The 16398-nt window shown below is 61.8% G+C and carries 15 protein-coding genes and 1 pseudogene; 6 read left to right on the top strand and 10 right to left on the bottom strand.

The annotated features are described in order from the left end of the window. Positions 1-126: 126 nt before the first annotated feature. The gene (locus tag MESOP_RS33090) at positions 127-4926 is read right to left on the bottom strand and encodes an autotransporter domain-containing protein (RefSeq protein ID WP_013897092.1); all 4800 of its coding nucleotides are present in this window, start codon (positions 4924-4926) and stop codon (positions 127-129) included. Between the two features lie 239 nt (positions 4927-5165). Here MESOP_RS33090 and MESOP_RS36335 point away from each other — a divergent pair, with 239 nt between their 5' ends. Together MESOP_RS36335 and MESOP_RS29915 are read left to right on the top strand one after the other, a co-directional pair. Further along, positions 5166-5597, top strand: coding sequence for a winged helix-turn-helix domain-containing protein (locus tag MESOP_RS36335; protein ID WP_245265010.1), 432 nt, complete (start codon positions 5166-5168; stop codon positions 5595-5597). Then, a complete protein-coding gene (locus tag MESOP_RS29915) occupies positions 5552-6811 on the top strand; it encodes a tetratricopeptide repeat protein (RefSeq protein WP_013897091.1) in 1260 nt (419 codons plus the stop codon). The genes MESOP_RS36335 and MESOP_RS29915 overlap by 46 nt, the downstream gene beginning before the upstream one ends. Before the next feature lie 25 nt (positions 6812-6836). On the opposite strand, the pseudogene MESOP_RS34195 reads toward MESOP_RS29915, so the two are convergent. From MESOP_RS34195 to hemA, 5 genes and pseudogenes are all read right to left on the bottom strand, one after another. Continuing rightward, positions 6837-7028 (bottom strand): annotated as a pseudogene (locus tag MESOP_RS34195) (DUF3363 domain-containing protein); the annotation flags it as partial. Positions 7029-7080: 52 nt separating this feature from the next. After that, positions 7081-7719: a helix-turn-helix domain-containing protein gene (locus tag MESOP_RS29910; RefSeq protein WP_013897090.1), complete on the bottom strand. Its 639-nt coding sequence runs from the start codon at positions 7717-7719 to the stop codon at positions 7081-7083. Between the two features lie 172 nt (positions 7720-7891). Beyond that, entirely contained in the window at positions 7892-8341 is a 450-nt protein-coding gene (locus MESOP_RS29905) for a pyridoxamine 5'-phosphate oxidase family protein (RefSeq protein WP_013897089.1), read from the bottom strand. Positions 8342-8429: 88 nt separating this feature from the next. Further along, positions 8430-8864, bottom strand: coding sequence for a DUF2267 domain-containing protein (locus MESOP_RS29900; RefSeq protein WP_013897088.1), 435 nt, complete (start codon positions 8862-8864; stop codon positions 8430-8432). 86 nt (positions 8865-8950) lie between these two features. Then, the gene (gene hemA / locus MESOP_RS29895; RefSeq protein WP_013897087.1) at positions 8951-10228 is read right to left on the bottom strand and encodes a 5-aminolevulinate synthase; all 1278 of its coding nucleotides are present in this window, start codon (positions 10226-10228) and stop codon (positions 8951-8953) included. 239 nt (positions 10229-10467) lie between these two features. Here hemA and MESOP_RS34190 point away from each other — a divergent pair, with 239 nt between their 5' ends. After that, a complete protein-coding gene (locus tag MESOP_RS34190) occupies positions 10468-10725 on the top strand; it encodes a hypothetical protein (protein WP_342447416.1) in 258 nt (85 codons plus the stop codon). Here the strand turns inward: MESOP_RS34190 and fixJ are convergent. Continuing rightward, on the bottom strand, positions 10722-11336 hold the full coding sequence (fixJ, locus tag MESOP_RS29885; RefSeq protein WP_013897085.1) for a response regulator FixJ: 615 nt from the start codon (positions 11334-11336) through the stop codon (positions 10722-10724). The genes MESOP_RS34190 and fixJ overlap by 4 nt on opposite strands. Next, positions 11323-12876 carry a PAS domain-containing sensor histidine kinase gene (locus tag MESOP_RS29880; RefSeq protein ID WP_425339699.1) on the bottom strand — a complete coding sequence of 518 codons (1554 nt, stop codon included), beginning with the start codon at positions 12874-12876 and terminating at the stop codon, positions 11323-11325. Before MESOP_RS29880 ends, fixJ begins: the two co-directional genes overlap by 14 nt. A 243-nt stretch (positions 12877-13119) precedes the next feature. Between MESOP_RS29880 and MESOP_RS29875 the strand changes: the two genes are divergently transcribed. After that, entirely contained in the window at positions 13120-13932 is an 813-nt protein-coding gene (locus tag MESOP_RS29875; RefSeq protein ID WP_013897083.1) for a universal stress protein, read from the top strand. Between the two features lie 205 nt (positions 13933-14137). Continuing rightward, complete coding sequence (locus MESOP_RS29870) at positions 14138-14407, top strand: DUF6455 family protein (RefSeq protein ID WP_013897082.1); 270 nt, start codon at positions 14138-14140, stop codon at positions 14405-14407. A 74-nt stretch (positions 14408-14481) separates the two neighbouring features. Here the strand turns inward: MESOP_RS29870 and MESOP_RS29865 are convergent, their stop codons facing one another. Continuing rightward, positions 14482-15180, bottom strand: a complete 699-nt coding sequence (locus MESOP_RS29865; RefSeq protein ID WP_013897081.1) for a CBS domain-containing protein — start codon at positions 15178-15180, stop codon at positions 14482-14484. 164 nt (positions 15181-15344) lie between these two features. On the opposite strand from MESOP_RS29865, the gene MESOP_RS29860 reads away from it, so the two are divergent. Beyond that, positions 15345-15560, top strand: coding sequence for a DUF1858 domain-containing protein (locus MESOP_RS29860; protein ID WP_013897080.1), 216 nt, complete (start codon positions 15345-15347; stop codon positions 15558-15560). Positions 15561-15563: 3 nt separating this feature from the next. Here the strand turns inward: MESOP_RS29860 and MESOP_RS29855 are convergent, their stop codons facing one another. After that, a complete protein-coding gene (locus MESOP_RS29855) occupies positions 15564-16265 on the bottom strand; it encodes a Crp/Fnr family transcriptional regulator (protein WP_013897079.1) in 702 nt (233 codons plus the stop codon). Positions 16266-16398 lie beyond the last annotated feature (133 nt).

The following is a 16398-nucleotide window of genomic DNA, read 5'->3' as shown; positions in this document are numbered from 1 at the left end:
AGCGCTGCCGGACGCTGCTCCTTTCCACGCGTCGGCAATGATCCGGCGGCGTTTTTGCGGATGCAATAGCGGCAGACGCCGATGCGCCGGATCGGTTCCGTCACTTTTCGTTCACGCCACTCCCCATCAGAATTTGACGTTGAAGTTGAAGCGCGCCGACTGATCGGAGATTCCCGAGCCGAACTGGCCGCCATAGGAAACGCCGAGGGTGGCATTGGGCGTGATCGCATAATCGAGACCGGCTTCGATCACCGCGGCATCCCGGGCGATCGGGATCCCGCCGATGTTGAAGGCATTGCCGCCGCCAGCAAAGCGCATGGTCGAGGTCGGCGCCATGTCCCCGAAGGCATGGCGCCAGCCGGCCATGCCCTTGGCGGTAAGCGTGGTCCCGCCGATGGCGAAGGTCGTCGATGCTCGAAGGCCGAGTGTCGCGAAGGTCGAGTCGGTGTTGGCCGAGGCGCCAGTCAGCGCCGCTGCGCCGCCCTGCTCGGTGAAACCATCGGTGTGGAGGTTCACGTAGGCAAGGTTGGCAAAGGGCTCGAACCGGGCACCGCCCGCCCTGAAGCCATAGGCGAATTCGCCGAACATCTGCGCCGTCGCGGCGTTGTAGTCGCCCTTTGGACCGTCGCCGAAGCCGGGGAACGTCACGCTCCGGCTGGTCGAAACGTCATGCCAGGTGTAGGCAGCACCCGTTCGGAACGCGACGTCACCCCAGGCGGTGCCGCCGTAGAGTCCGACATAGTAGTTGTCGCTCGAACCTGAGGAGTGGCGATCCTTCACGTCGAAGGAGGTCTGGCTGTAGCCGGCAACCGCGCCGAAGCGCCAGGTGTCGAACACCGGCGCATCGGCGCCGAAGAAGAAGCCGCCGGTCTTGCGGTTCAGATGGGCGGCGTTGCCGTCACTACTCGCATGGCCCCACGAGCCGAAGCCCTGGCCCCAGACCGCGAAACGGTCGGTGTTCGCCTTGACCGTCACAGGCTTTCCGCCGTCATAGGTCGAGACCGTGCCCGATGCGCCGGCGGCATCGAAGGCCGCGCGGATACGGTCGTTGACGGCGTTGCGGATGAAGCGGCTGTCCTCGATCAGCGCGGTCCTGGCCGAGCCATGGATCTCGCCCGAGAGCTGGTCGAAGGCATATCGCGCCTGCGGAGCCGACAGGTTCACGACCGCGCCATAGAGCGGGTTGCCCCAGCCGAGGCTCTCGACGCCGCCGCCGGTGGCCCTCTGGTTCGCAGTCGGGCCGACGCCCGCGAAGTCGATATTGTTGCGAGCCATCGTCAGGTAGACATTGTTGGCGTCGTAGCTGAGCGAGGGATCGAGGAAGGCCAGGTCCGAAGTCGCCCCGGTGAAAGTGCCGGTTCTCCCGCCGCTCGCGGTCACGATCGTGTACTGGGTTTGCGGTGCGTAGCTGCCCGCCCCCGCCAGCACCGTCACCGTGCCGCCGTTGATCGCGGCGGCACCGGTCGCGATGATCCTGTCGGATTGCCCTCCCGCATCGACCTCGACCTCATAGATCGAGCCGGTGTTGAAGGTGATGTTGCCGGCGATATTGATTGTTCCGATCGAATTGCCGGGCGCTACAGTGCCGGAGACGGTTGTATCACCTACCGTGCCGGTGCCCTGGAGGCGGCCAGCCGAGAGGACATCCAGCATGCCGCCGAGCGAACCGTTCACCGCCAGCGCCCCGCCGGCAATCGTCGTTGTGCCTGTGAAACCGGAGGAATCGCCTGTCAGGTTGAGCAAGGCCGTGCCAGTCTTGTTGAAGCCGCCATCGCCCGACAGCACGCCGGCATAGGTCGCGTTGGCGGACTGGTCGAAGGTGAACGACGCGCCCGAGGCAATGGCCGCATCGCCGCCGAAGCGCTCGGCCGAGGAGGCCAGCCCGCCGGCCTCGATCGCCCAGTCGAGCGATGACAGGCCGGCCAGCGTCAGCACGCCCGTGCCGCGTTTGATCATCGCGCCGCTTGTGCCGTTGAGCGCGGCGATGTCGCCAGAAAAGTTCGCATTGCCTGCCTGGTCGAAGACCAGCGTGCCGGCATTGCCGATATTGCCTGAGATCGAGGCGGCATTGCCGATCAGCGTGCCTGCCGCGACAAACGCGTTGCCGTAGGCATTGGCGCCGTTGTCGAGCCGCAATGTGCCGCTGCCCTGCTTGATCAGGTCGCCGCTGCCCGAGACCACGCCCATCAGCCCGAGTTCGGTGCCGTCCGCGACATCGAAGCGGCCGGCCTGCGTCAACGACACCGCTCGCGCGGTGTCGAAGCTCGCCGTGGTCGAGAGGGTGCCGCCCGCGAAGGTCAGGCCGCCCGTGGCAGCGCCCAGATTGGCGTCGCCCGACACCGACAGCGCACCGCCCGAGATCGTGGTGCCGCCGGTATAGGTGTTGGTTCCAGCCAGGGTCAACGTGCCGGCGCCGGCCTTGGTGAGCGAGGCGCCGCTCCAGCCGGTCGCAAGGTTCGCCGCCTGATCGGCCAGCACCGTCCCGACCGTGAAGCTGTCGGTAGCGTTGGTCAGCGTGAAGGTGCCATTGGCGAGATTGTTGCCGGCGTTCCAGGTCAGGCCGTAGCTGGCGAGATATTGCAGATTGTCGGACGATTTGCGGGTGGAGACGGTGAGGTAGTCCACCGTGCCGCCGAAGCCGCCCACGTTGATGCTGGCGAAGTCGCCGCTGATGCCAGATGCGGTATCGATCAGCACCATGTCGAGCTGGCTCGCATCGGTGATGCCGCTGATGTTGAAGGTAACGCCGTTGCCGATCGTGATGCTGTCGGAGGTAAGCCCGGGGCTGCTCGCGCCGGCGGCGATGGACAGGGCAGTGTTGTCGCCGAAGGTCACATTTTGCGCGACGTTCAGGGTTGTCGGCGCCTGGATCGCCAGCGTGCCTCCGGTGACGTTGATGCTGCCGGCCAGATTGGTGATGCCGCCCGATATGCCGTTGCCGAACTGGAGCGTGCCACCGGCGATGGTCGTGCCGCCGGTATAGGTGTTGGCACCGGAAAAGGTCAGTGTGCCCGTGCCGGTCTTGACCAGCGAGCCGCTGCCGGAGATGACGCCGACCACCTCGGTCGAGAGATTGTTCGAGCCGACCGTGAGTTCATTGGCGCCGAGGATGTAATTGCCGGCGCCCTCGATGGAGCCTGCGGTCAGCCGGCCATCACCGTTCGGGCCTGTGCTGTTCGAGAAATCGACCGTTGCACCGGCGTCGTTGATAAGCGCGGCACTGCCCGCCGTGCTGGTGTGGTAGAAACCAAGGAAACTGTCGTTGGTGATCGTGGCATTGCCAGCCGTGCTGGTGTGGACGAAATACAGGCCGCTGCTGTTGGTGATGGTGGCGGCACCAGCCGTGCTGGTGTCGTAGAATTCCAGGATGCTGTTATTGGTGATCGTGGCATCGCCCGCCGTCCTGGTGCCGTAGAATTCCAGGATGCTGTTATTGGTGATGGTGGCGCTGCCGGCCGTGCTGGTATCGTTGAAATGCAGGATGCTGTTATTGGTGATGGTGGCACTGCCCGCCGTGCTGGTGCCGTAGAAAGTCAGATTATTGTTGTTGGTGATGGTGGCGGCACCAGCCGTGCTAGTGTCGTAGAATTCCAGGGTGTCGCTATTGGTGATCGTGGCATTGCCAGCTGTGCTGCTGCTTAAGAAAGACAGATAGCCATAGCCGTTGTTGGTGATGGTGGCGCTGCCGGCCGTGCTGGTATCGTTGAAATGCAGGAAGTTGTTGCTGGTGATGGTGGCGGCACCAGCCGTGCTGGTGTCGTAGAAAGACAGGGTGCCGGTGTTGGTGATGGCGGCATTGCCGGCCGTGCTGGTGTTGTAAAAACTCAGCAAACCGTAATTGGCGATGGTCGCGCTGCCCGCCGTGCTGGCGTCGTTGAAAGACAGATTGGTGCTGTTGATGATGGTGGCGCTGCCGGCCGTGCTGGCGTCGATGAAAGACAGATTGGTGTTGTTGGTGATGGTGGCATCGCCCGCCGTGCTGGTGCCAAGGAAATCCAGGACGCCATTGTTGATGATAGTGGCGCCGCCCGCCGTGCTGCTGCCGTAGAATCGCAGTTGGTTGTTGTTGGTGATGGTGGCATTGCCGGCCGTGCTGGTGCCGTAGAAATTCATGCCGCCGATATTGGTGATGGCGGCGTTGCCCGCCGTGCTGGCGTCGATGAAAGACAGATTACTGTTGTTGGTGATGGTGGCATCGCCCGCCGTGCTGGTGCCAAGGAAATCCAGGATGACGTTATTGGCGATCGTGGCATTGCCAGCCGTGCTAGTGTCGTAGAATTCCAGGATGCTGTTATTGGTGATCGTGGCATTGCCAGACGTGCTGCTGCTTGAGAAAGACAGATAGTTGTTGTTGGTGATGGTGGCGCTGCCGGCCGTGCTGGTATCGTTGAAATGCAGGAAGTTGTTATTGGTGATCGTGGCGCTGCCAGCCGTGCTGGTGTCGTAGAACCTCAGATCATAGTTGTTGGTGATGGCGGCATTGCCGGCCGTGCTGGCGCCCGAGAAGTTCAGGGTGCTGTAGTTGGAGATGGTGGCGCTGCCGCCATTGATCGTGATGCCGGTCCCCGTGAAAACCTGCCCGGCCGTGAGACTGAACGTGTAGTTCGAGGCTCCGGCATCGAGCGTCCAGCCGTCGAAGCTGCCGGAGGAACCCAACGTCAACGTGGTCGTGTTCGAGGCGCCGAAGGTGGCCGTGCCGGTCGGCACGCTACCAGGGGTCCAGTTGTTCGCGTCGAAGAAATCGTCCGATCCCGGATTGACCTGCCAGGTTGCGTCCTGTGCCCGCGCCGGCCCGGTGGCCGGGAGCGTCAAGGCCAGCGCCAGAGCCGTCGAGGCCAGCAAGGCTTTCCGCAGCGGGCCGCCCAAGGATTCCGTGTACAGGGAAGTGACGCCGCGCGGCGAAGTCGAAGGTGTTCTTGTGTCCATGGTTCCCCAGCCCGCAAAGAAAGGCGCGGCCGCCGGATACCGATTCACCCTTCGCCCACGTTATTGTTGGCCAACCCTGCCATCGCACGCCGGAAACGTCCTGAATCGGAGGGCGCGATGTTCTGAACGTTTCCGTTATTTTCTGAATGGACCGCGCCTTGCCGCGTTTTTAAGATGATTTGAGCAGTTTTCGGGATAGAGCCGTTGTTGTGCGGCTTGGGGGGAATAGGCGCGCCGTGTTGCGGTTTTTAGGCTTTGAATTGGATCGGCAGCGGGCCGAACTGCGCGGGCCGGAGGGCGCCGTCATCAGAATCCGGCTGAGAAGCCTCGAACTGCTGAAGGTCTTCGCCACCAATCCGGGGCGGGTTCTCAGCAAGCAGGAACTGATGGAGGCCGTTTGGCCGGATATCCATGTCGGCGAGGACAGCCTGTTCCAGTCCATCCGCGAGCTTCGCACCGCTTTGGGCGACGAGCAGCGGCAGATCATCAAGCTGATGTCCGGCCGGGGCTATCTGTTTGCAGCCGCGGTGTCGGGTGGGGCGGAAATGGATGCCCCGGCCCCGCGCACACGGCAATCGGAACCGAAACGGAGAACGAACCAGCGTCGGGCCGGCGCGATTCCGGCATGCCGCGCCGCGCCGCGCTCGTTGCGATGGCGGGGCTCGGCGTAACGGCCCTGGTGGCGGCGATGTGGCGCCCCCGGCTCTTCACGGGCTCGCCCGTGACCGTCTCGGTGATGCTCATGGCGGCGGCGACCGATGATCCGCTGGCTGCCCGGATGGCTGCGGATGTCACCCGCGACCTGACCGACGGGCTGGCGAAGATCGAGACGATTCGCGTGATGCTTCCGTCCGGCGTCGCACAAAGCGCCGGTTATATCCTCAGCAGTGAGCTGGAGAAGACCGAAACCACGTGGAATTTGCGCGCGCGCATGACCGAACCGGCAACCGGTGCGGTCATGTGGACGACGTCGCTGTCCATCGATCGGACCGGCGCCGATGCGCAACTTCAGCAGACCCGCCTGACCGCCGGCATGGGCCACCCGCTGGCGCTGCGCATCAACGCGCTGCTGAAAGCAGGTGAGCACGCGGCCGAAGGCTCGCCGACCGGCACCGCCAAGGTCGCCATCGAACAGGCGACGGCCTCAATCAACCACACGACGCTGGAACGCTTTCGCGCCGCGCTGGCGATCCTGGAGAAAGCTCTTGCCGACGATCCCGACAACGTCGACCTGCAGGTTGCGCTGGCGGCGTTTCAACTGCGCGGGGTTCAGATGGCCTGGTTCCCCGCCGCCGAGCGCGAGACGGTCGAGAATAACGTCGGCGCGATCATGGCACGCGCGTTGCGCGCACGGCCCGATTACATCCCGGTGCTGGAAACGCAGTGCCGGTTTCTGTCGGCGACCAACCAGTTCGTCGAAAGCCTGGTGGCATGCGGCAAGGCGCTCGCCCATGATCCATGGGACGGGATCGCGCTATACCTCGTCGGACTGTCCCAGGTTTTCCTGGGCCGCTTCGACGACGCGCTGGCCTCGTTCAAGCAGGCGGATGGGTTCGATACGCCCCGCGTAGCGCGCTGGACATGGGCGCTCGGCGTAGGCTGGACGTACCTTTTTATGGGTCGCGCGGAAGAAGCCTTGCCCTGGCTGCAACGATCGATCGCCATCACGCCGGGCACCGGACGCACGCATATGGCTCTGGCGGCGGCCTATCAGCAATTGGGCCGAGCCGACGACGCCAGGGCCACCATGGTGGCGGCCATGGAACTGTGGCCCGGCTCGACCGCGCGCAACGCGCCGCCGCCCACCAAAAATTGCAGTGCGATTTATCTGAAGGCCTACGAACGGGTTTTGCGGCTGATGGTGGCCGCTGGGTTGCCGGAATGACCAAGCGCCGCGGGCTAAATACCGAGCCCCTCTGCCGCCCCAACTGCCACGACACCGAGCCACCCTGCACGATGCCGCTGACTTCGGTGCGGAGCTGGCGGTCGATGACCGGCCGCCACGGCATGAGGGTGAACTGGTGCGCCTGCTCGAGCACGGCGAACTTGCCGCTCGATAGCTGAACGGTCCCGGGGAGTTTGCTGCTGACGGTCTCGCCATCGAAATCGAGGTGGCACGATGGTTCTGGCGTTCTGCCTAGCAGTTTTCGCGCGTCATCCGCCCATTTCCAGCAGCAAGTTCTGCTTCAGTATTTCGATGCTCCGCAAGCCGAGCAGGCGAATGACGCTTTTGTCCTTCAGGCGGGTGAAGACCCGCGACACCGTCTCGATGGTGAGGCCGAGATAGTCGCCGATATCCAGTCGCGACATCGGCAACTCGATTTGACGCAGGCCACCCTGACGTTCCGCCATGTCGACCAGGAATGCTGCGACGCGTTCGATGGCATTCTGGCGGCCGAGGACCAGCAGATGCTCCTGGGCCCTGATCAAACCCTTGAGTGCAAGCGGCAGCAACTGACTGGACATATCTGCTGTTGAGGCGATCCGGAAGACGCGAATGCCGGTCGCACCGATTGCCTCGGCGAAGAAATGGTGTGTGGCATCGGCCTCGAAGCCGAAGGTTTCTCCGGCCAAATGAAAGGCGCTGATCTGCCGGCGGCCGTCAGCCAGCAGCCGGTATACACGAACGGCGCCGAATTCGACCTGGTAAAGAGGCCCGGCCTTTTCGCCTTGGGCGTAGATCTCTGTGCCGGCGGGGAAGAAGCTGACCGGCTGTGCCATGGCCCCATCGAGAAGCGAGAACGGGCTCGGCTGCGATGGCAATTCAATCTTGGCGATTTGTTGTGCGTACATGGCTGTGTTCCCGATTGATCCGCGACGACAGCAATCGCGCGATTCCGGGCCCGCCGAAATTCGGTTATGTCCCTAAGGAAAACTACTTAGGTATTCGCCGGGATGTCAGGGCCATTGGACGCGTGCGACCTGATAGTGTGCCGTTGCGCTCGATGGACAACGCCCCAGCACACTAGCTGTCCATGGCCTCGCGCCCCGAAACCGTGGCGACCAAAATGCGGAAGAAGACGTGTGGAAGGTCTGTCGCAACCTCGGACTTCTCAGGTTTGAGAGCGCCAGGCTCCCACCAATCGGCGTGCTTGCTCAGCAGCGCCCAGGCATGATCGCGCTGCACCTTGTGCCCAATCCGGTCGGGCAATTCCTCGTAACGACCATCGGCGACAATGCTCCTCCAGCCTCGCCCTTCGCCGTGTTCGTCAATCTGAACAGACACCAGTGGATTGGCTCGCATCCATTCGATTTTCTTGCCCGGCATGGAGAACGCGTAAAGATGAGCATCCGAATAAGCGTAATGGAGGGGAACGACATAGGGCTGACCGTCCTTCGCGCATGCAAGACGGGCCACGCGGTTGGCGCCCAACAATCTGGTACATTCCAGGACGGAAAGTGTGCGGATCAGCATCGATGCGATCTCCTGTTCTTGTCTGCTTTTGCATCAGAGCCAGCGATGTGCCGGCCGGTCTCTTACGGCCCGGCGGTCGCGGAATTGGTCAGTCCGCTGGCCACAGCTGACGAAGCGACTTCTTCATGGATGCCCTTACCTGCACGATCTCGCCGTGCGATATATGTCGATCGAGCAGCATGAAAACCGCGTTGACCGCCACATCGAAATCCACATCTTCATCATATCCGAAGCTGTTGCGGACACTGAGAACAAAGTCGCGCTTCTTACGGCCATGGGCTGCGGCCGATGGCTTCCAGCCTTCGAAGTACATGCCGCGAACCAAGACAGGCAACTGTGCTGAAAGATCAGCCATTTCCGCTTCGGACAGCCAGTCCCGCAGCGTGTGCAGAACGCATCGCAACAGTCGGCAAGCACTTGGTTCGCTCCAGCGGAGATCCCTGGCAAGCTCCTTTACCCACTGTTGAGCCTGCTGGGCGGCGTGGTTCAAATCGCCAAAAGACGTCTGGGACATGTGGCTCATGGTCTGCTCCTTGGAGGTTTGTCGTCATCCTGGAGCGACGCCGAGATCGGCGCCTTGCGCCTGATCAATGTTTTCTCTTTGCGGCTTCAGCCGCCTGACTTGGGCACCAGCAGCGGAACGATCCGGTCGCTCTTGGCGACAGAAGGCCGGCCGGCGGAACCATAGGGAATGCCCAGCGCATCCCAGGTCTCGACCAGCGCATCCTGCAGTCCCGCGATCAGTTCATCGGAATGGAACGGCGTCGGCGTGATGCGCAGCCGCTCCGTGCCGCGCGGCACGGTCGGGTAGTTGATCGGCTGGATATAGATGCCGTGCACGCCAAGCAGGCGGTCGCTCGCCATCTTGCAGAGCTCGGGGTCACCGACCAGCAGCGGCACGATATGGGTCGGCGATTCCATCACCGGCAGGCCGGCGGCCGACAGGATCTGCTTGGTCCGGCTCGCCTGCTGCTGCTGGGCGTCGCGCTCGGCCTGCGAGCGCTTGAGATGGCGGATCGAGGTGGTGGTCGCGGCGGCGATCGCCGGCGGCAGCGCCGTGGTGAAGATGAAGCCCGGCGCGTAGGAGCGCACCGCGTCGATCACCGCACTGGTGCCGGTGATGTAGCCGCCCAGCGTGCCGAACGCCTTGGCCAGCGTGCCTTCGATGATATCGATGCGGTCGGCCAGGCCCTCGCGCTCGGTGATGCCGCCGCCGCGCGGTCCGTACATGCCGACCGCATGGACCTCGTCGATATAGGTCATGGCATTGTGGCGCTCGGCGAGTTCGACGATCTCCCTGATCGGCGCGATGTCGCCATCCATCGAATAGACGCTTTCGAAGACGATCAGCTTGGCGCGTTCGCGGCCGGCCGCGTGCAGCAGGCTTTCCAGATGCGCGACGTCGTTGTGGCGGAAGATCTTCTTTTCAGCGCCCGAGCGCCGCACGCCCTCGATCATCGAGGCATGGTTCAGCTCGTCCGAGATGATCAGGCAGTTGGGCAAAAGCCGGGCGATGGTCGAGATCGACGCTTCATTGGAGACGAAGCCGGAGGTGAAGACCAGGCCTGCTTCCTTGCCGTGCAGGTCGGCAAGCTCGTGCTCGAGCTCGACCAGCGGGTTCGAGGTGCCGGAAATGTTGCGGGTGCCGCCGGCGCCCGAACCCATCTTGCCGGCCGCGTTCTGGAACGTGGCGATGACGTCGGGATGCTGGCCCATGCCGAGATAATCGTTGGAGCACCAGACGGTGATTTCCTCGACGCGGCCGTTGGAACGCCATATGGCGCGTGGAAACTTGCCCGCGATGCGCTCGAGGTCGGCGAAGACGCGATAACGACGCTCGGCATGGAGCTGGTCGATCGCTTCCTCGAAGAACCGCTGATAGTTCATGTCAAACCTTCCTGAATGAAAAAGCCGAGTGGCCGCGAGAGCTGGTCGAAGCTCTTGGCGTCACCTTTGCAGCGGCAAGGTGGGCTCGCATTGAGCCAGGTCAATTTTTGCTAGCGCGCTCGACGGTTCGGCGAAATGACTTTCTTCCTTCAGTTCGAAGAACGGACTCCAAGCGCAAAAGCATGTCTGAGCACCTGCCAGGTTAGTCGGCCTCAACCCATCATTTGGCCACCGCGAAAATGATTCAAATCAAAGCGCTGCAGGAGTCCTTCTTTCACAGTGGCGCGATGTGGAATCCGATCGCAAGCGCGCCATATGGCCGTAGCCTCGAACTGGCCGTCATCGATGATGACGGCCTGCACCCGCTCGTATTTCCCTGTGAAAAAGGTAAGGAAGGCTGGAAGGACGCTGCCACCGGTGCTCGCGTTGACATTCGGCCGACCCACTGGCGGCACTGGAAGCCAGAACACAAGCAGACAAATTCACTTCCTGCTTAATGCGTGGAGTCGGCGATCATAGCCATGCGCACGAGGTGCGACAGGCTGCCCGCGCCCATCTTGCTCATGACATTCGCGCGATGGATCTCGACCGTTCGCGGGCTTATGCCGAGATCGTATGCGATTGTCTTGTTCGGCAGGCCCAAAACCAGGCCATCAAGCACTTGCCGCTCACGTTCCGAAAGCGTGGACAAACTTTTCCGGATCTCGGAGGCTTGCGGATGGGCAACCGCCGCATGACTGCGATTGTCCAGAGCCAGGCGGATCGCATCGATAAGGATCTCGTCGTCGAACGGTTTCTCGATAAAATCGGCAGCTCCCTCCTTCATCGCCTGAACCGCCAGCGCAACGTCCGCGTGACCCGTCATGACAATCACAGGGACAGTGCGGCCGCGCGCTCTGAGCTGACGCAGAAATTCGATACCGTCGATCCCCGGCATGCGCACATCGGTAAGGATGCAGCCGTCTATGTCCTTCGTCGACGTTGCCAAAAACGCTGTGGCCGACTCGTGCAGGCGCACAGCAAAATCGGCCGTTGCAAGAAGAAATCCCAGCGATTTGCGAACGTCGACGTCATCGTCGACCACGTGCACGACATCATTGCCTGCCATTAGCGACCTCGTCCTTTTCGACAATGCGCAGGGTGAATCGAAATGCGGTTCCTCCGCCTGGCATTGCCTCAGCCCAGATATGACCGCCGTGAGATTCGACGATAGTGCGGCAAATGGACAGGCCCACACCCATGCCCTGTTTTTTTGTGGTGATGAAGGGTTGGAACAGTTGTGCCGAAATTTCTGGCGCCAAGCCTGGGCCCGTATCCTTCACGCTGACCTCCGCCATTCCGTCCGCTCGTGTTCTGGTAACCACCCGCAACTCACGGCGCGGCGCTCCCTGCATAGCCTCCACCGCATTGCGCATCAGGTTGAGCAGAACCTGCTGGATTTGGATACGGTCGGTCAAAACGAGTTCAGCCGCCGGGTCAAGCTCATAGCTGACGCGCACGTCAGCTTCCCTGGCGCCCACCAGAGCAAGCGATGAGGCTTCCTCGATAATCGTAGCCAACCGCTCCACCTGACGCTCGCTTTCGCCGCGTGCGACGAAATCCCGAAGATGCCGAATGACGTCTCCAGCCCGCAAGGCCTGCTCCGCTGCCCTTTCAACGGCTTCACGCAACATCTCGGCGTTGTCGTCCTTGCTCTTTTCGAGAAGCCGGCGGCTGCCTTTGAGATAGTTGGTGATGGCCGTCAGTGGCTGGTTGATCTCATGCGCCAACGTCGAAGCCATCTCGCCAAGCGCAGTGAAGCGGGCCATATGAAGCAGTTCCTGCTGCTGCTCCAGGATCCTGGCTTCCGATTTGTGTCGTTCGGTGAGATCGCGGCAGAAGCCGGTAAAGAACCGGCCGGTTCCCGGATGCATTTCGCCGACAGCGAGCTCCATCGGAAATGTCGATCCATCCTTGCGCATCCCGGTCACCGTTCGGCCCAGACCGATAATCCGGCGCTCTCCCGTGGTCAGATAGCGCTGCAGGTACCCGTCGTGCTCCTCCCGATAGGGTGATGGCATGAGCATGCTGACATTCGCACCAATGACTTCACTGGATTTGTAGCCGAACAAAGCTTCGGCGGCCGCACTGAAGGATTGAATGCGAGCCTGCTCGTCGATGACGACCATGGCATCGGGAACCGTCGCCAGAATTGACCGCAGATGGTCCTCGCGCAGCTGGAGGGCGGCGTTGGCGAAGGAAAGATCACTGACATCCGTGCCCTGGACAAAGATCGCGGTGATGCGCCCATCATCAGCCTTGATGGGCTGGTAGACGAAGTCGAGGATGCGTTGCTCTGTGATTCCCTCTTTGGGATTGCGAAGGACGACTTTGACACCGCGCCCGACATAAGGCTCGCCAGTCTCGCTTACCTGGTCGAGCAGTTCGAAGAAGCGCTGACCCTCAAGCTCGGGCAAGGCCTCCCGCACCGGCTTTCCGATGACCTGCCGCTGACCGATCAAGCGTTGATAGGCGGCGTTGGTCAATTGGAAAACATGGCCGGGCTCGCTCAGCAAGGTCATGAACCCGGGAGCTTGCTCAAACATCAGGGCAAGAAGCTCATGCTCCGCGGCGCCGCGCTGTTCCTCGCGCTTACCATCGGAAAGCACTGCCGCCGCGGTTTCGCGGCCAGATGGGACTGGCGCCTTCTTGCTCACATGCAGCCCTTGGATTTGAGAACCGGCAACGCCGGCTGATGTAGCACTCATCCCTTCTCAGGCATACCGCTCTGGAACGAGTAGAATCGCGCCCGCGACAATCAAGACGCCGTCCTTTGACCCGCATCAAGGTGTCGGAGGCCGAAGCGTGCAATTTCGCAAGGCATTCCACCGTCTTCAGCGCGAGGAGTTTTCATGTCCTACAGGTCGATAGTCGTCAATCTCGCGGTAGACGCGGATCCGGCGCCCATTGTGAAGCTCGCTGCGGGTCTTGCCGAGCGCTTTGACGCTCATCTGATTGGCCTGGCCGCCGCGGATGTCCCGCCACTGGTCAGAACCGGCGAGGGTTTGGTCTACGAAGGTGAGGTCATGCAGATCCAGCGGACGGAAATCGAAAAACGCCTCGCCGAACTGCGCGGCGAATTCGAGCGGCTGGTTCCGTCCGCCGTCAGCAGCGAATGGATGCAGCAGGTCTGTAGTCCGACCCGCCTGCTTAGCACTGCCGCACGCGCGGTTGACCTGATCGTGACCGGCGGTGGTGAAGGCGGTAATGTCTTCCGCGCCGTCGATGTCGGTAGTCTGGCACTTGGCAGCGGGCGGCCCGTCTTTGTCGCAGCCGACAATGTCGAGCATGTCTTGGCAAAGACCGTCCTCGTCGCTTGGAAGGATGCCAGGGAGGCGCGCCGGGCGATCGCTGATGCATTGCCCTTTCTGTCGAAGGCCAATGAGGTGGTCGTCGCCACGATAGAGGACGATGCCGATGACAGTGTCCGCAACAGCCTGGCGGACGTGGCGGTCTATCTCGAGCACCACGGCATCATGGCGAGGACGGAAATACTTACGGGCGAGGCCAAAGCAGAACGGCTCGTGGCGTTCGCGCGCTCGATCCGCGCTGATCTGATCGTCTCTGGCACCTATGGTCACAGCCGATTGCAGGAATGGGCGTTCGGCGGCATCACCCGAACACTGCTTCGGGAGAGCGGCATCAATCGGCTCATGTCGTACTGAGCCAATAGCCTGGCTTACAACCGCAGGGCACGAAGTCACAGTCCGGATCGAACCGATCCTTCAAGAGAGCCTTTGACCGTGATCGCAATTGCTGGCTCGGAGATCGGAAGCGGGGGACCGGATGCCGACGAAGCAGTTTGTTGACCGAGATCAATGTCATGATGCTGCCTGCGGGCAATGATTGGCATGTGCAGGAGCAAACCACATGACCTTTCTCGACTATCTGATTTCGGTCGACGCCAGGACGGCGTTGATGGGCCGCATGATGCGGACACTGGGCGTCGACAGGCAATTGAAGGTCGTGCCGGATCACGCGGCTGTCACCAACCGGGCGGCAAACCGCTGCCGTGCCTGCGGTCATCAAGACGAATGCTCGACCTGGCTCGACGATCACCACCAAGCTGACGAGCCGCCGGCCTATTGCCGCAACAGTGACCTGGTCGCTCGGTTGCAACACGTGTCTGGCGACCGATAGTCGTTCACCTCGTCTGGACAGCAAAATGAAATGAACGCGGGTGGCGAAAGCCGCGAGCGAGTTCACCCTGGAGCTCATGAAACAAGAAGTACGGACGTCGGTCCGGTGCAGAAAAGATTGTCCTTCACCGCTTTGATACCGGGGACGTTTTCCGCGGCCACAATCGCTGACTGACGTTCGCGTTCGTCGAAGATGGCGCCGCTCAGTTCGACCGCTCCATTTTCCACGGCGACGTCGATCGTATCGGCTCGAGCCCACTTCTGTGCCGAGAGTTCCGCGACAATGTTTTGTCGAATCTGCTCGTCGCTGGCGGTGTTCGATGTCGAGCTTGACCAAACACCCACCAACGCCCGAACCAGATCTGAGCGCGTGACGATGCCAACCACCTTTCCCTCAGCAAGGACAGGAATGCGATTGACGTGGTGCCGGGTCATCAGTTCGACGACTGTCGCAAGCGAAGTTGTCGGGGATGCCGTGACGACACTTTCGCTCATCACCTCTTCAATCCGCCGTCCGTTGGCCAGGACATATTCTTCGGCAGCTTTTCCCGGGCTGATGAGAAATTCCAGCCAGCGTGGCCGCTTGCGCTGCGTGCCCAATTCCCGGCGGCGAAGGAAGTCGCCCTCGCTGACAATACCCATCAGTTCACCATCGTTGCGAATGACGGGAAGACCGCTGATCTTGTTGGCGAGCATCAGTGCCGCCGCATCGGCGACTGACGCAGACGGGTCAACCGCGATCACCGGCGTGGTCATTATCGCTTCGGCTTGCATGGCTGCCTCCTCGGACAATTTCCCACGCATATCGAAGTCTCGCTCGCAGCGTCCTTGATCTGAATCATTTTCAGGGATCGGCAACGTCGGTGGCAGGTTGCGAAAGCGCAACGACCGCAGGGTTGGGGGGATGTATGACGACACTTTCAACTGCGGAGGCGACCGTGAAGAAGTCCGGTTCTATCAGACCCGACATGGTCGTGGACGAGATCATGAGACAATGGCCGGCAACGGTGCCGGTGGTGCTGAGCTACAGAATGCTTTGCGTCGGCTGTCCGATCGGCGCTTTCCACACCGTGGCCGAAGCATGCCGCGAGCATCAGGTGGACGAAACCCGATTCATTTTAGACCTGGAATCAGTCGTTCGAGGAGAACGGTGAGGATCACCCCTTGGCTCGGCTCTCGGCGAGAACGACGAGGCGATGCGCATCCTTGACCGTGACTTTCTGGCGTCCGCTGACGATTATTCCGATGTCTTCCCATTTGCTCAGCAGACGGCTTACCGTGTGCAGCGTCGTGCCTGTCATCTCGGCAATATCCTGCCTGGAAATCGGGAAGTCGATTTCGATGCCGATGTCGGTCTTTCGGCCGGTCTGGTTTGCCAAACGCAGCAACGCATGCGCGACCCGCTGCTCGACCTGCTCCGTCGACATCTCGACCACCCGTGTCTGGGTCTCCTGCAGCCTGGTACCGACGGTCTTGTAGGTGGTTGCTCCAAACGCCGGAAATCGTCGCACCAGCTCCGGCCAGAGTACGTTGGACCAGGCCAGCACCACGCAGTCGACCGCAGCGACGGCGCTTGCGGGATAGGTTGTCCGGCCCAGCGCGGCGGCGACGCCAAAGATCTCGCCTTCGCTGATGTATCTGGCGATGACCTGCTGTCCATCCGGCGTGGTGCGGACGACCCGTATGTGACCTGAAATCAGCACGAAAAACGAATGGGCCTCGCTTTCCTGCTCGAAGATCGCGGACTCCTTGGCATAGCGTGACGATCGAGCGCTTCTGAGGATTTCGTTTTGCTCTTCGGGAGCCATCCCCTGGAAGAGCGGCAGCTGCGATATCAGCGATCGGTCCAGCGCAGCCAAAACGAATTTCCTCACGACCCCGAGACGCTGCGCCAATCGCGCGGCAAACCTTTCTTAGCGCGAGTTTGCGCCAGCGCAAATTGTTCGCAGCCGCATCGGGCTAAATGACGTGGAACGGCGCAATGCCGCGAAC

Source organism: Mesorhizobium opportunistum WSM2075 (genome assembly GCF_000176035.2).
GTDB lineage: Bacteria > Pseudomonadota > Alphaproteobacteria > Rhizobiales > Rhizobiaceae > Mesorhizobium > Mesorhizobium opportunistum.
Note: the sequence above shows the minus strand (reverse complement) of the source record. Positions and strands in the feature narration are given on the sequence as shown.

Bases quoted from the DNA above. Each gene is read 5' to 3' on its own strand.
- MESOP_RS33090 (WP_013897092.1), bottom strand. From the start codon at position 4,926: ATGGACACAAGAACACCTTCGACTTCGCCGCGCGGCGTCACTTCCCTG.
- MESOP_RS29915 (WP_013897091.1), top strand. From the start codon at position 5,552: ATGCCGCGCCGCGCCGCGCTCGTTGCGATGGCGGGGCTCGGCGTAACG.
- MESOP_RS29910 (WP_013897090.1), bottom strand. From the start codon at position 7,719: ATGTACGCACAACAAATCGCCAAGATTGAATTGCCATCGCAGCCGAGC.
- MESOP_RS29905 (WP_013897089.1), bottom strand. From the start codon at position 8,341: ATGCTGATCCGCACACTTTCCGTCCTGGAATGTACCAGATTGTTGGGC.
- MESOP_RS29900 (WP_013897088.1), bottom strand. From the start codon at position 8,864: ATGAGCCACATGTCCCAGACGTCTTTTGGCGATTTGAACCACGCCGCC.
- hemA (WP_013897087.1), bottom strand. From the start codon at position 10,228: ATGAACTATCAGCGGTTCTTCGAGGAAGCGATCGACCAGCTCCATGCC.
- MESOP_RS34190 (WP_342447416.1), top strand. From the start codon at position 10,468: ATGATTCAAATCAAAGCGCTGCAGGAGTCCTTCTTTCACAGTGGCGCG.
- fixJ (WP_013897085.1), bottom strand. From the start codon at position 11,336: ATGGCAGGCAATGATGTCGTGCACGTGGTCGACGATGACGTCGACGTT.
- MESOP_RS29875 (WP_013897083.1), top strand. From the start codon at position 13,120: ATGTCCTACAGGTCGATAGTCGTCAATCTCGCGGTAGACGCGGATCCG.
- MESOP_RS29870 (WP_013897082.1), top strand. From the start codon at position 14,138: ATGACCTTTCTCGACTATCTGATTTCGGTCGACGCCAGGACGGCGTTG.
- MESOP_RS29865 (WP_013897081.1), bottom strand. From the start codon at position 15,180: ATGCAAGCCGAAGCGATAATGACCACGCCGGTGATCGCGGTTGACCCG.